General features: G+C 34.1%; 14 protein-coding genes, 1 other RNA gene and 1 pseudogene. 4 read left to right on the forward strand and 12 right to left on the reverse strand.

Features of this window, described 5'->3' with window-relative positions:
- Positions 1–87: 87 nt before the first annotated feature.
- Positions 88–936, forward strand: coding sequence for an FtsQ-type POTRA domain-containing protein (locus FWJ34_RS00880; RefSeq protein ID WP_308253393.1), 849 nt, complete (start codon positions 88–90; stop codon positions 934–936).
- Positions 937–939: 3 nt separating this feature from the next.
- Here the strand turns inward: FWJ34_RS00880 and FWJ34_RS00885 are convergent, their stop codons facing one another.
- Positions 940–1,944, reverse strand: a complete 1,005-nt coding sequence (locus FWJ34_RS00885; RefSeq protein WP_308253395.1) for a hypothetical protein — start codon at positions 1,942–1,944, stop codon at positions 940–942.
- A gap of 106 nt (positions 1,945–2,050) precedes the next feature.
- Between FWJ34_RS00885 and pdxH the strand changes: the two genes are divergently transcribed.
- Entirely contained in the window at positions 2,051–2,695 is a 645-nt protein-coding gene (pdxH, locus tag FWJ34_RS00890; protein WP_308253397.1) for a pyridoxamine 5'-phosphate oxidase, read from the forward strand.
- Between the two features lie 320 nt (positions 2,696–3,015).
- Here the strand turns inward: pdxH and FWJ34_RS00895 are convergent, their stop codons facing one another.
- The 5 genes from FWJ34_RS00895 to FWJ34_RS00915 all read right to left on the reverse strand — a co-directional run bounded on the left by FWJ34_RS00895 (position 3,016) and on the right by FWJ34_RS00915 (position 5,892).
- Positions 3,016–3,807, reverse strand: coding sequence for a helix-turn-helix domain-containing protein (locus tag FWJ34_RS00895; RefSeq protein ID WP_308253398.1), 792 nt, complete (start codon positions 3,805–3,807; stop codon positions 3,016–3,018).
- Positions 3,808–3,897: 90 nt separating this feature from the next.
- Positions 3,898–4,200: a DUF2499 domain-containing protein gene (locus FWJ34_RS00900; protein WP_308253399.1), complete on the reverse strand. Its 303-nt coding sequence runs from the start codon at positions 4,198–4,200 to the stop codon at positions 3,898–3,900.
- Between the two features lie 32 nt (positions 4,201–4,232).
- Positions 4,233–5,420, reverse strand: coding sequence for a homocysteine biosynthesis protein (locus FWJ34_RS00905; protein WP_308253401.1), 1,188 nt, complete (start codon positions 5,418–5,420; stop codon positions 4,233–4,235).
- 18 nt (positions 5,421–5,438) lie between these two features.
- Complete coding sequence (locus FWJ34_RS00910; RefSeq protein WP_308253402.1) at positions 5,439–5,636, reverse strand: hypothetical protein; 198 nt, start codon at positions 5,634–5,636, stop codon at positions 5,439–5,441.
- Positions 5,617–5,892, reverse strand: coding sequence for a hypothetical protein (locus FWJ34_RS00915; protein WP_308253403.1), 276 nt, complete (start codon positions 5,890–5,892; stop codon positions 5,617–5,619). Before FWJ34_RS00915 ends, FWJ34_RS00910 begins: the two co-directional genes overlap by 20 nt.
- 277 nt (positions 5,893–6,169) lie before the next feature.
- Between FWJ34_RS00915 and FWJ34_RS00920 the strand changes: the two genes are divergently transcribed.
- Entirely contained in the window at positions 6,170–7,993 is a 1,824-nt protein-coding gene (locus FWJ34_RS00920) for an iron uptake porin (protein WP_308253405.1), read from the forward strand.
- A 135-nt stretch (positions 7,994–8,128) separates the two neighbouring features.
- On the opposite strand, the pseudogene FWJ34_RS00925 reads toward FWJ34_RS00920, so the two are convergent.
- The 4 genes and pseudogenes from FWJ34_RS00925 to FWJ34_RS00940 form a co-directional block, all read right to left on the reverse strand.
- Positions 8,129–8,611 (reverse strand): annotated as a pseudogene (locus FWJ34_RS00925) (Uma2 family endonuclease); the annotation flags it as partial.
- 100 nt (positions 8,612–8,711) lie between these two features.
- Positions 8,712–9,599: a hypothetical protein gene (locus FWJ34_RS00930; RefSeq protein WP_308253406.1), complete on the reverse strand. Its 888-nt coding sequence runs from the start codon at positions 9,597–9,599 to the stop codon at positions 8,712–8,714.
- A 29-nt stretch (positions 9,600–9,628) separates the two neighbouring features.
- Positions 9,629–10,225, reverse strand: a complete 597-nt coding sequence (locus tag FWJ34_RS00935; RefSeq protein ID WP_308253407.1) for a DUF1517 domain-containing protein — start codon at positions 10,223–10,225, stop codon at positions 9,629–9,631.
- Positions 10,226–10,326: 101 nt separating this feature from the next.
- Positions 10,327–11,169: a universal stress protein gene (locus tag FWJ34_RS00940; RefSeq protein WP_308253408.1), complete on the reverse strand. Its 843-nt coding sequence runs from the start codon at positions 11,167–11,169 to the stop codon at positions 10,327–10,329.
- 155 nt (positions 11,170–11,324) lie between these two features.
- Between FWJ34_RS00940 and ssrS the strand changes: the two genes are divergently transcribed.
- A non-coding RNA gene (gene ssrS, locus FWJ34_RS00945) (6S RNA) lies at positions 11,325–11,508 on the forward strand.
- A gap of 153 nt (positions 11,509–11,661) precedes the next feature.
- On the opposite strand, the gene FWJ34_RS00950 is transcribed toward ssrS, so the two are convergent.
- On the reverse strand, positions 11,662–12,732 hold the full coding sequence (locus FWJ34_RS00950; RefSeq protein WP_308253409.1) for an LOG family protein: 1,071 nt from the start codon (positions 12,730–12,732) through the stop codon (positions 11,662–11,664).
- A 65-nt stretch (positions 12,733–12,797) separates the two neighbouring features.
- A complete protein-coding gene (trxA, locus tag FWJ34_RS00955; RefSeq protein ID WP_308253410.1) occupies positions 12,798–13,124 on the reverse strand; it encodes a thioredoxin in 327 nt (108 codons plus the stop codon).
- Positions 13,125–13,189: the final 65 nt, after the last annotated feature.

The raw sequence follows: 13,189 nt of genomic DNA on the forward strand, positions 1-13,189 counted from the left end.
GAATATCCGAGCATCGGAGCATCATTGCCTATTTCCCCGTGCATCGTTGCCTATTAATTATTCCCTATCACTCATTATCTACTATCAATGACTTCTAAAAATGTCGTTTCTACCACTAGATTAAAAAATCGTCGTGATGAAATTAAAAATCAGCGTAGATGGCAAACTTTTGTTGCTGTAAGTCGTGGTTTGATGATTATGTGTTTTGCCGGAGGAGTTTTTTGGGTGTTAACCTTACCTCATTGGGTGATTCGAGATAGTAAACAAATTAGGCTACAAGGTAATGATTTACTTAGCGATGAGGAACTTCGTAGTTTAATCCCTCTTCAATATCCTCAATCTTTACTAAAATTATCTACTTCCCAATTAACAGAAGATTTACAAAAAAAAGTTCCTTTAGCGAATATTGTCGTCACCAGAGAATTATTACCTCCTAGTCTCACGATCAAAGTTACTGAGAAAAAACCAGTGGCGATCGCCTTAGCTCCAGTGGTATCTCCAAAAACGAAAAAATTAGAGATGAAACAAATCGGTTATATTGACATAGATGGTATTTTTGTGTCCAATAAAGTATATAAAAAAATACACCAAAAACCTGAGCAACTTCCGTCATTAAAAATTTTTGGCACACCACAATTTTATTTGCCCTATTGGCAAGATTTATATGATTTAATTAATCAATCTAATGTAAAAATTACAGAAATCGATTGGCAAAATCCCACAAATCTTATTTTAACGACGGAATTAGGAAAAGTTCACCTAGGGGGGTATAACTCAAAATTTCCTCAACAATTAATGATATTAGAAAAATTAAAAGTTATCACCGCCAAAATTCCCAGAGAAAGAATTATTTATATTGATTTAACAGATCCAGAAACGCCTTCAATTAAGGAGAAAAAACCGCCAAAAGAGGAAAAAGAGGAGAAAAAAGAATAATTCTTAATCTTTTAAATGACTTTCATATTTATTATAGATAGTTAATGCAGGTATTTCTTCACTAAAAATAAAAGGTTGTTTAAATTCTTCTGGAGGATATTCTTGACGAATAGCAATTAAAGAATTATAGAATTTTTCCCAATCTTTTAATAAAGTTAATAATGACTGAAATTGTGCAAAAGATTTTCCGTGTCGATTTCTTAAGGCAATATATTGTAACATTAAAGCATAGGTTTCTGGTTTATTTTGTTTCTGGGGTACTTGAATAATTTGTCCTAATTTCAAGAAGATCTCCGAATTTACCTGCACTACTACCATAAATTCCTTAGTACTTTCTAAATTTTTATCATAAAAAGTATCAGCAATGTCGCCAACAGTACGCAATAGAGCAAAATTACTTAAGTCGTATTGTTTGAATAACCAAAGTAGTTTTAATCCTAGCTTATCTTTACTAACGATTTCTAATGAGTTAACATAGCTTTGTATTGCCGCCTTACCTTCATCAGTTTTAATTTGAGGGATAATATCTATCAATTTACGTTCTACTAATTCTTTAAACTGATCTACTTCTAAATCTTGTTGTAAATATTCATAAATATATTCATAAAAATCCTGTTGTGCATAACTGCGATAACGGGTTTCTGTAGCTTCAATTTTCAAAAAACTTTCTTTTGTTTCTAATGCTACCCGTAATAAGTCCATACTATATTTTAAACCTTCATAAGAGCCAGTATTCTGCTCAAGTTGACGATTTATCATCAAAAATTTGACAAATTCTCGGCTACTAAATTTTTCATTATCAATGGCTTTGACCATCACGGAAACATTTTTTAAGGAATTAAAACAATCACGATATAAGGCTTGAGTTGTCTCAGGAATTTCCTCTTTCCTCCCACCGAAAAGAGATTGAAGCCATGCAAAAAAAGATTTATTACCCCATAAAGGGCGATTATACCAAGTATAAAAATTAATTTCTTTTCCGTCTTTTTCTTTAATGTTTGAATTCATGATTACAATTAGTGAAACTAATTAATATGCTAAAATTGATCCTAGTATTACACAAAAATATCTAAAACAACAATTAATTTTTTTGACATTTTTCTCCGTAACTTAAATGAATATACCCATTGCTGATTTAAGAAAAAACTATACCCAAGGCGGTTTAACAGAAACACAAGCCAATTTAAACCCTTTTGATCAATTTCGGCATTGGTTTCAAGAAGCAGTATCCGCAGAAATACTCGAACCTAATGCCATGACTTTAGCTACTATCAATGAAGGAGGTAAACCAAGTGCTAGAATTGTACTCCTAAAGAATTTAGATGATCGAGGCTTTACTTTTTTCACTAATTATGACAGCCATAAAGGGAAAAATATAGAAAAAAATCCTTGGGTATCTTTAGTTTTTTGGTGGGGAAAATTAGAACGTCAAGTGAGAGTAGAAGGTAAAGTAGAGAAAATAACCTCCGAAGAATCAGATCAATACTTTTATAGTCGTCCTATAGGATCACAATTAGGTGCATGGGCTTCAAATCAAAGTCAAGTCATACCCAACCGAGAAGTGTTAGAGATTAAATTAGAAGAAATAACTCAAAAATATCAAAAACAAATAATACCCCGTCCAGAACACTGGGGAGGTTATCGAGTATTACCTTATTTAATTGAGTTTTGGCAAGGGCGAGAAAATCGTTTACATGATCGATTATGCTATACCCTTAAAGAGGATCAACAATGGATTAGAGAGCGTTTAGCTCCTTAAATAATTAGGAGTTTTAGAATTTGGAATTTAGAATTTAGAATTTAGAATTTAGAATTTAGAATTTAGAATTTAGAATTTAGAATTTACCATTCTCCATTGCCTATTACCTATAGTTGCCCATTCCTTTACCACCTTCAACCTTTCTCCAAATATATTAAGTAAGTAGGGGCTGCTGAATTAATGAGAAAGCTATAAGAATAAATGATTTAAACACACTACATTAACAACAAAAAAATGCACAGTTTTAGCAAGTAGTTTAAACCCCTTGTTATCATAGATTTGAGAAAAACAAAGGGCATCGATTAATTTTGCACTGGTACTTAACGTAAAGGCCACCATGAAACTTTGTCTCTAGTGGCACTATAAACTTCTTTTAATTCTTCAGGTCTTAAAATATTAATCACATCTTCCGAAGTCTCGTTATCCTTGTCTAAACTGATTAATCCCTCTTTTTGCATACCCTTCAAAACCTGCTCAACAGTACGCTGATTCAATTGACAAGCTTTTGCAATTACATCTACGGACAGATCAAACACATAAATCCCTTTTTCATTAGGTTGACTTTGTAATTCTCTTTCTTGATAAATTAAGGCTCTTAACAATGAGGCTACAGCTTGAGGTGGATAGCTACTACAATTTAATAAATGGTAAGTAAATTTTTCTCTTAATTCAAATAATGTAGTATAGCGATCACGCACTATCTCAAAATGATCGTAAATTTTTTGTAAAGATTGTAAAGGAATTTTAGTGATATAGGTAGTTTTATAAGCCTCGACTAAACTAGGGAAACTTTTAGTAGCAAAACCATGACTAAAAGGTAAACTACGCATTCCAAAACATCCACCAGCATAAGTAATAGAGATGATTCTATCTAAGGGATTACTACGGGCAATAATAGGACCACCTTCTAAAATTACATATAGATTATCTACACTTTCATCAGGTAAAAAGGCAGTGAATACTGGGCGATTAGAAAATAGTTTTTCCTTAACAAGACTATCCTTTGGTAAATAAAAACTCAATTCTTCTTGATTTAATCCTTTAAACAAATAAGAATTTTCTGTCAGTAAATTAATAATGTTAGTTTCATCAGGAATCTTTTTTTTTGCCATAGTCTTGTAACTTAAATTTATTATTTTCAATAATATCATCTTATAACAACCCCTAAGATTTGGTTATTCAGATATTTCGATAGAAAAATTTTATAATTCTGATTGAGAGGTTTGCCAAATTTTCCAAGCAGCGATACATAAAGTAAGATTCCCTATCACTGTAGTTAAGGCTTGAATTGTCACTAACCACTCCCATGATTCAGCGTTATCAAATAAATGCCAAGTACAAGCGCACATAGCACTAATTAAAGCAGGTAACATTCCGTAGGCTAACCAATACCAACTATCATCCTCCGTTAATTCTCCGAAACGCCAAATAAACCAAATTGCCGCTACCCATTCTATAACGCTGGAAACATGAACAATCCATGTAGGAATTGATAAAGTGTGCATTGATCATCAAAATTTGAGTTCTCATTGTTGTTTTAAATTATACCATCTTGAGACACAAAAGATCGATCTTGCGGTAAAGGTGCAACGGGTTCTGATAGAGTAAAATCACCGTCTAAAATCCATTTTTTCAAGGTTTCTGCAACTTTTCGCCCTAAATACATACTTGCCACAGAGGCCACTGTGACGGTTTGTCCTTCTATTTTTATTTTACCGTGTTTCAACTGAGCATAATTCACTAAACCAAAACTAGGACGCACCCGTCTAGGTATGGAAAAATCTACCACTGGGGCGACTATATTTTCATCTTCTACGGAACAATGTTCGATGATTTTTTCGTTTAACACTGGAAAAGGTATTCCTACCCCTAACATTAAGGATGAGCCGTAATTTTTGAAATAACAACCCCTAACCCATTCTCTACTCATTTTCTTGGCATCCCCCACTAAAGCTAAAGTTGCCGCTGGTCCTATAGGGGTATCATTAGGTAATCTTTTTTGTAGCGGAAAATGTTGTGTCCCTTCCCACACAATCATACCTTGTGCACCACCTAAAAATATTTTTGTGCCAATACCGATAGCTTCTAAATGAGGATCATTTAATAAGGGTGACATTGCCCCAATACTAGAATATACCGCATTACCTAGACGGGGTAACAAAGGACCTAAATAAGTATATAATATGCGATCGCCTCCGTTCACCCCCACAATGAAATTTTGATACAGATTACGGGGGTTATATAAGTAAAACTGATTGATAGTTTCGGCCGTGATGTTAGACTCAAAAGAAGCACGGGGATAACAGTCTGTAACTTGCCCAATGGCTTTGATGGTGACAGATTTACCGGCAATTAAATTTTCAATGACGTGAGAACCGCCTTTTTCAGCAATATGGGAAGGAAAATTATCACCATGATCATTAATAGAGCTATAATCACTTAACGCAGTGGCTCCCAAATACAGATCTACAGCACCAAAACCAGCATAGGCTGGAACTCCATCTAACCAACATTTACGAATTTTCATCGGGGGATCTGTGTGTCCTAAATTTAAAATTGCCCCTGACGACTCCATTGGTTCAAATGTACCCGTACAAATTACATCGACTTTTTCATAAGTTTTCTTTATACCTAGTTTTTTAACTTTGGCTTTTAATTCTTCAATAGTCCAAACTGTAGCTTTACCACTGAGGATTTTTTCGTTAATTTCGGCGATCGTGCGCATAAGTATGAGTAGATTAAATTATATGTTTGTTGTTTGATGAATTTCTCTAATTATTGACTCAGGAAGCTCTAAATTTTTTTCAATCATTTGTTTTCGTCTTTCAATAATTTCATAAGTTTTTCCAATTCTAGTAGTATGAGAAGCAAAATAAGTATCAATTATTTCTTCTCCCGTTTCAATTTTTTGTTCTAGTTGTTCAATAGAAATATTGTTCATAAATTTGTCTCTCTTTTTTGGTACTTTTCCAGTAAGTAATTAACCAAATATATTCTCCTTCTTCATCATACCGAATTTCATAAATGACGGAAACAAGAATATTACCCAGATAAGCAATAGCAATAAATTGTTCTGGAGCATCATTTTTGATTCTTTCTACATAATCATTCCTAAATATATTGGCTACTTCTTGTAAAGTATATCCTCTTGTTTGTTTTAGTATCTTGCTTTTAGAATCATCCCAATCAAATCGCATTATGTTATCGATTTCAGCATAATTTACTTAAAATTGTTCTGATTATAACAAAACCGATAATTTTATTCGATCTACTGAAATTAAGTAATTAATTGATCTAAACTAGCAACCTGAAACCTGAAACCTAAAACCTGAAACCTGAAAATCACAGAATTGATAATTTGCATAAAATTAATTCAATAATTGTGTTCTAAAACACTAAAACACTGGTCAAGGATAAAATTTTGTGCTAATAATTATATGTAGATAAAAAAAGGTGTGAGAAACTTTTAAAATTATGTTTAAATCTGTAAAGAGTTATGCCATCGCAACTCCTGCGATTCTTGCTTTAAGTATTGTCACCAATAGTGTCGTTGTCAAATCAGCTAGTGCTAACGAAGTAAATGCTGATGCCACTTTAGAGCAAATCTCTAATTACAACGAAGCACAACCGATGAATCAAGTAACTTCCGTTTCTCAATTAAGAGATGTTTCTCCCACAGACTGGGCTTTTGAAGCATTAAGAAGCTTAGTTGAACGTTATGGTTGTATTGTAGGTTATCCTGATCGTACCTTCAGAGGAAACCGTGCCTTAAGTCGTTACGAATTTGCCGCAGGTTTAAACGCTTGTATGCAACAAATGGAACGTTTAATTGCTGCTAGTGAAGCCGTTACCAGAGAAGATATTGAAAAATTAAAACGCTTGATGGCTGAATTTGAAACTGAATTAGCTGCCTTAGGTGCAAGAGTTGATAACTTAGAAGGAAGAGTCGCTTTCTTAGAAGATCATCAGTTCTCCACTACTACCAAGTTAAAAGGGGAAGTAATTATCGCCGCTACAGCACAAACAGGTCCTGATTTCAAATTAAATGAAGTCTATAATACAAGAGACTCAAATGTTTCCGTTACTAATACTGGTACACCTAAAATAACCAATAGAAACAATGCTGAAAATCGTGCGACAGATTCTGATGAACAAGCAACCCTTAGCAATCGGGTTCGTTTAACCTTAGATACCAGTTTTACTGGTAAAGACTTGTTAAGAACTCGTTTAGCCGCTGGAAATGTTCCTAACCTTGGTGCTGCTTATGGTACTGACTCTGCTCGTCTTAACTTTGAACAATCAGATAGTACCAATAATGATGTTATTATTGATCGCCTTTATTATAAAACTCCCCTAGGCAAAAAAACGACTTTTTGGGTTGGTACAGCTTTACCCTCTAATGATATTTACGATACAGTAAGTCCTTACACTTCTAGTGATGCTACTGGTGCCTTAGCTCGTGTTAACCGCTATAACCCCTTCATTTATCGTCAACCCGGTGATACAGGGGTGGGTTTCAAATATAGCTTTAATAAACAATTTGATATTACTGCTTCTTACTTAGCCGGTGGTGCATCTGGATACGCTGCTAATCCTGTCGGTGGAGCTGGATTATTTGATGGTACTTACAGTACTGGTGTTCAATTAGGTTTCCGTCCTACCAAAAACTTCAACATAGCGGCCGCTTATATGCACTCGTATTTTACGGGGCAGAGAACAGGAATACCAGCTGATGTGGCGTCGAGAGCCAATTTAACTGGTGGTACTGGTAGTGATTATACCAGTGGTGTGTCTAACGGTATTCGTGATTTAGGCGGCGGTGCTAAGGCTGGTAATGGTGGTTTCCGTGGTTCAAGAGATCCTTTCAGTGGGGCGGCAACATCCTCCGATAACCTTGGTTTACAAGTAAGTTGGAAACTAGCTAAAAGCGTTAACGTTGCTGGTTGGGTAGGTTGGGCATTTGCAGAAGCACACTCCTATGACAGCACTGGTGTTAATCGTGATGGTGATAGTGCCGATTTATTTACATGGAATGCTAACGTTTCTTTCCTTGATTTAGGTAAAGAAGGTTCTGTATTAACTCTTGCTGGTGGGCAACTTCCCCGAGCTGGTAGTGTAGATGGTACGGTAGGGCGAGATCGTGGTCAATCTTGGATTGTTGAAGGACAGTATTTATATCCTGTAACTGATAATATCTCTATCACTCCGGGTGTTTATGCGGTTTTTGATCCAAATAATACTAACAGTGGCGAAAACACTATTGTTGTCGGGGTACTCCGTACTGTCTTCAAATTCTAAGATAGATAAACTAATATTCCAAGTAGGGTGGGCATTGCCCACCATTAATCCCCGTACATTGAAGACCTGTTAACTGTTGATTAATAGTTAATCAAACTTTGCTTACCTAAAAAGGATAAAATTTCTTAATTATTTTTAATTAAAATTAACATCGGTATATAAATTTAATATGGGAAAAGATACTTCAATAGATTCTAAATTAACCTCGATATTTTCTCCTTGAGTTTCTTGAAATAACCACTGATTTTCACCCGTTTTGACATAATTTTCAATGGTATATTCTGACTGACTAATTAATAAATATTGTTTTAAAGTAGGAATAGAACGATAATAACGAAATTTATCTCCTCGATCATAATTTTCAGTGGCGGGAGATAAAACTTCAATAATTAAACAGGGATTTAACACCTCATCTTGACGATTATTATTTAACATTACCTCCCCTTCAATTACCATAATATCAGGATAAGTTGCTTTATTATGAGCAGGAATATATAATCTTAAATCACTGATGAAAACTTCACAATTTTTATTTTGAAAAGCTAAATCTAAGATACGAACTAGGTTACGAATAATGCGATTATGATTAATTGTACCACATGTCATATCTTTAATTTTTCCATTATGATATTATTGTATTATAAGCAAGGGGTTTAAACCCCTTATGTAGCTATGAAAGCAATTTCATTAAATGAGAGAGTTAATCAAAGTTAACTAATTAACGGCGACGACGACTACCAAAACCTCCGCTTCTTCTGGCAGGTGTAGTGCGACGAACACCACTAGATTTATTACTACCAAAACTATTTTTACTAGGTTGTTTAGCTTTGGTGGATGTACCATTAGTTTTAAGATTACTAGATCCTACACCAGAACCTGTTCCTTTACTGCTATTGCTATTAACTCGATTAATGGTATTACCTGAACTATTTTTTATCGTACCTGTTGAGCGGAAAGATTGACGATTTTTCTCCACAGATGGCACAGAATTATTATTATTATTACTATAGTTTTGCACGGCTTGATTATAACTACTGCCATAACCGCCAAAACCTGTTAAGTTACCACCAGGTTGATATACTGGCGGAATATAATACTGTGGTCTAAATAGCATACTACCTAATGCTTGTCCTGCTAATGCACCAGCAAACGGACTCCAGAAACTTGATTGTTGTCTAACGATTACGGTTTCTTGTTTTCCCGTATCGGGATTAGTGACGATTTCTGTCTCATTATGGACATATTCTATCTTAAAGTCTTCGGTTAGGTGCATAATTGCTTCATTACCGTTAATTTCTACGAAGGTTTTTTGTCCATTTTTGATGTCTTCATTGCTTAATCTTGCCATTTGTAAGTTAGTTGTCCTAAAAGTAGGTGTACTTCCTGCTGGAGTATTTAATAACATTAAGGTATATTCGCCGTCAACATCGTTAAAAGTCGCCTGTTGTACGTCATATCGTCCACTAGCAAGATTATTTTTAGAAATGCTGGTATTATTAGTTAAAGTAGCAGGATTTTTGGTACTTACACTATTAGATGAACCACAAGCAACAGTACTGAAACTAAGGATAATAGTTAAAAAAATGGCTATAATTGACTTAAACATTATGGGGATTCTTTTTAAATTTGTTACTTTTATAACGGAATTAATTCGGGAAAGTTTATTATAATTTGGTCAGAAGTTAATCTTTCTCCTAATCTAGCAGGGGAAAAATGAAAAGCGATCGCCCTATATTTATTTTTGTAATTAAGATTAATAAGAGCTTTCAAACCATTAGTTAAGGCTTCCATATCTGCTAAATCAGTTTCAATATCTAAAACTTCACCTTCAAGGGCTACTATGATCATAACAATAATATTGTCAGTAACGGGGAGAGATAGGGGTGTGTTTTTCTCTACTTCCTCTAAATCAGGCTGACTAAGATACCGTTGTGCCGAATCTGTAAATAATTCAGTAACAAAATCTCCGGCTTCGCCTTCATCCCAGAATACATCCCCTTCATTAGAAGCACTTTGCCAATAGGTTTTATATTGTAATATTGCTTCACAAAGATTAACTAAACATTCTCCCATTACCTCCATATCCCCGTCTGCATCTACCGCTATCCGAGCATTTTGGTTTAAAACTCCTAATAAAGGTGCAATGTCGTTTCCTTGTAAATGAATAAAAATTCTTGAAACAACATACCTTGTTTTACCTACAAATTGATTAAAACGATCGGCTATACTCATAAATAATTAATAATTGATAGTTAATCATCAGGGAAGAGAATAGAAGAAGGAAGAGAAAAGAGTAAAAAATTGATGATTCCTCATTCCTTATTCTTTTTTTGTTATTTACGCACTAATAAAACAGGACAATTTGCATTTACTCGAACATAGTCGGATAAAGAAGTACCTAATAAACGGTCTAAATCAATCAAGTTTTTGGCAATAGAAGGACGGCGATCAGGTGAACCTAATAATAATAAATCAATATTTTTATCCTCAACTAATTGACAAATTTGTTTACTCGGTCTGCCCCCAGTGACGATACACTTAGTATTTATCCCCATACGTTTCGCTTTGGCTAAAGCAGGTGCTAAGATAGCATTCTGTTCCATGTCGGCGGTAGATAATTCTAAATCAGGATTCATGTCTGGGTTAACTCTAACTAAGTATAACTGAGCTTCAGAATAGTCTTTAAGCAGGTATAGAGCTAATTCTAGGGCATAATCAGAAGCAGCAGATTTATCTAAGGCTAACATTACTCGTTTGATTTTACGCACATATATATCATCTTTCACCAGTAGCATAGGGCGATCGGTAAGTTGAAAGACATATTGACTAACAGAGTTTTCTAAGAAAGATTCTAAACGAGTTAAACCCCTCGATCCCATTAAAATAAGATCAGCATTAATCTCTTTTGCTGTGCTACAGACAGTATCTTTAGGATCACCTTGTTTTAAGATAGTAGAAACTTTAGTAGGATTGATATTGACATTTTTGACTATATCTGAGAGAATTTTTCCCCCTTCTTCCCATTTTTCCGCTAAAGCATCGGCGGAGACTTGAGGAGGTATGATGTGAAGAATAGTAATTTCACTTTGTTGAAATGTGGGAATATCTAACAACATTTTCAACATTTCTTGAGTGTGACCAGTCCCAGAATCAGCATATAAAACTTTATTTAACATATTGAACTATTTATTGTTTTTTCATAAGGATCTTTATTTCTAAAATACAGCGATTCGTCACTGCATAATTTAACATTTTGTAACGAAGAGGGGATATTTCCGTTAATGATAAAAAATGTTGCTCAAAGATCATTAAACCTTTATCATAGTTAATAAGTTGACTACTACGTTGGTGACTGCCAATCAAGTTTTTTGATCTATACTTGAGTTATAAGGAAACTAACTGAGTTCTCGTAGCAGTAAACCGAGCATTTGTACTCGGAAACGAACACAGAAACGTTGGTATCCCCCTGGTTTTCCAGGTCATAAACTGAGGTAAAACGGCGTAGCGGTCATATACATCGCTTTTCAGATAAATAAGCCACATTTTTTATTTCTCGCTCATGAAGCTCATGGTGCCAAGGCACCCTTGGCAGAATCCAAAGTGTGGTTTAAGGAAATAAAAACTGTTGTAATCAGTTATTAGCAACTTATGGTTTTATTTATTAAGGTTTAACGGTATTGAGGTTGACAATAAGGGGAATCTTGACAAGGAAAAGTGTTGATAACGTTAATCATCGAATAAAGACGGCTAAATTTTCTTGATTGTAGATAAAAGCTAATACCTGGTAAATAATCGGTTTCTGCTTTTTGTTTTTGTGGAGTTGGTAATTTTTCAATTTTTCCTTTGATTAGTATATCACTAAATTTTTCGTTTAATTGTTCAATTTCTAGAGGAGTTAAGTCATAATTTAATCTCATGACAAATAAATCTTTCAGATAACGACAAGAATGATATACTCGATAAAATTCTTGGATAGCTTTACAAGCACTCTCAACATTATCGGTAATAGTGTAAATTTGTGTATCTTCAGGTTGAATATAACCGTTTTCTAAAAGATGATCACAAATATAATTATGCCAACTTTTCCAGTAATTACCCTCCGGTTTATCGATTAAAATTAAAGGAATAGGCGGTTGTCTTCCTGTTTGACATAAAGTTATGGTTTCAAATGCTTCATCTTGAGTGCCAAATCCACCAGGGAAAAGTACGATAGCATCACTTTCCTTTAAAAAGAATAATTTGCGAGTAAAAAAATACTTAAAACTAATTAGTTTAGGATCATTTTTGATAAAAGAATTAGCATTTTGTTCAAAAGGTAATTTGATATTTAAACCAAAGGATTTTTTTGAGGTTGCTCCTTGATTTCCCGCTGCCATAATACCTCCTCCTGCACCAGTTAACACCATAAAACCTAACTCAGTAACTTTTTGAGCAAAATCTTTAGCTAATTTATATTCTAAGGTATCAACAGGTGTTCTAGCTGATCCAAAAATGGTTATTTTACGACACTGACGATAATCAGAAAAAACTCTAAATCCTTTTTCTAAATCTTTTAAGGTAGCTGTCAAAATTTTCCATTCTAAAGAATCAACTTGATTTTTTTTGACAATTTTTGCTAATATCTTTAAAGATCTTTTTAACCATTTATTATTTTCATAATCTGGCAATTTATTTAACAAACGTTGAAGATTTTTCGGTTGATATAAATAAGTTTTATCAGACGGTGTTAATAAAGACATTTTCTTTCAAATAAAAAATTCCCACGAAATAATCATAACGTGGGATAATGCAAAGGTTACAGTAACTAATCAATATACTTATCTAAAGTATTAGAAAGAGTATTTTTAGGCACCGCACCAACTACAGTTTCTTTAACTTCCCCTTCGTTAAATACAATCAAGGTAGGAATGCTACGAATTCCATAATCAGTAGCAATTTTAGCATTTTCATCGGTGTTGACTTTTACTACTTTGACTTTGCCGTCATATTGTTGAGCAATTTCGTCAACTACAGGAGCTACCATGCGACAAGGACCACACCAAGGCGCCCAAAAATCAACCAATACAGGAAGATTACTCTCTAAGACAACCTCTTTAAAATCCGCTTCTTTGACTTCTGTCACTTCTGACATTTTACTTATCCCTTAACTAGATTATTTGCATTTAAAATATTATCAGATTTTACCATAGCAAATAT

Origin of the sequence: Geminocystis sp. GBBB08, from assembly GCF_016743215.1 — a bacterium.
GTDB lineage: Bacteria > Cyanobacteriota > Cyanobacteriia > Cyanobacteriales > Cyanobacteriaceae > Geminocystis.

Coding starts and splice junctions, on each gene's coding strand:
- FWJ34_RS00935 (WP_308253407.1), bottom strand. CDS start 10,225: ATGAGTATAGCCGATCGTTTTAATCAATTTGTAGGTAAAACAAGGTAT.
- FWJ34_RS00940 (WP_308253408.1), bottom strand. CDS start 11,169: ATGTTAAATAAAGTTTTATATGCTGATTCTGGGACTGGTCACACTCAA.
- FWJ34_RS00885 (WP_308253395.1), bottom strand. CDS start 1,944: ATGAATTCAAACATTAAAGAAAAAGACGGAAAAGAAATTAATTTTTAT.
- FWJ34_RS00920 (WP_308253405.1), top strand. CDS start 6,170: ATGTTTAAATCTGTAAAGAGTTATGCCATCGCAACTCCTGCGATTCTT.
- FWJ34_RS00900 (WP_308253399.1), bottom strand. CDS start 4,200: ATGCACACTTTATCAATTCCTACATGGATTGTTCATGTTTCCAGCGTT.
- pdxH (WP_308253397.1), top strand. CDS start 2,051: ATGAATATACCCATTGCTGATTTAAGAAAAAACTATACCCAAGGCGGT.
- FWJ34_RS00905 (WP_308253401.1), bottom strand. CDS start 5,420: ATGCGCACGATCGCCGAAATTAACGAAAAAATCCTCAGTGGTAAAGCT.
- FWJ34_RS00915 (WP_308253403.1), bottom strand. CDS start 5,892: ATGCGATTTGATTGGGATGATTCTAAAAGCAAGATACTAAAACAAACA.
- FWJ34_RS00895 (WP_308253398.1), bottom strand. CDS start 3,807: ATGGCAAAAAAAAAGATTCCTGATGAAACTAACATTATTAATTTACTG.
- FWJ34_RS00910 (WP_308253402.1), bottom strand. CDS start 5,636: ATGAACAATATTTCTATTGAACAACTAGAACAAAAAATTGAAACGGGA.
- FWJ34_RS00880 (WP_308253393.1), top strand. CDS start 88: ATGACTTCTAAAAATGTCGTTTCTACCACTAGATTAAAAAATCGTCGT.
- trxA (WP_308253410.1), bottom strand. CDS start 13,124: ATGTCAGAAGTGACAGAAGTCAAAGAAGCGGATTTTAAAGAGGTTGTC.
- FWJ34_RS00950 (WP_308253409.1), bottom strand. CDS start 12,732: ATGTCTTTATTAACACCGTCTGATAAAACTTATTTATATCAACCGAAA.
- FWJ34_RS00930 (WP_308253406.1), bottom strand. CDS start 9,599: ATGTTTAAGTCAATTATAGCCATTTTTTTAACTATTATCCTTAGTTTC.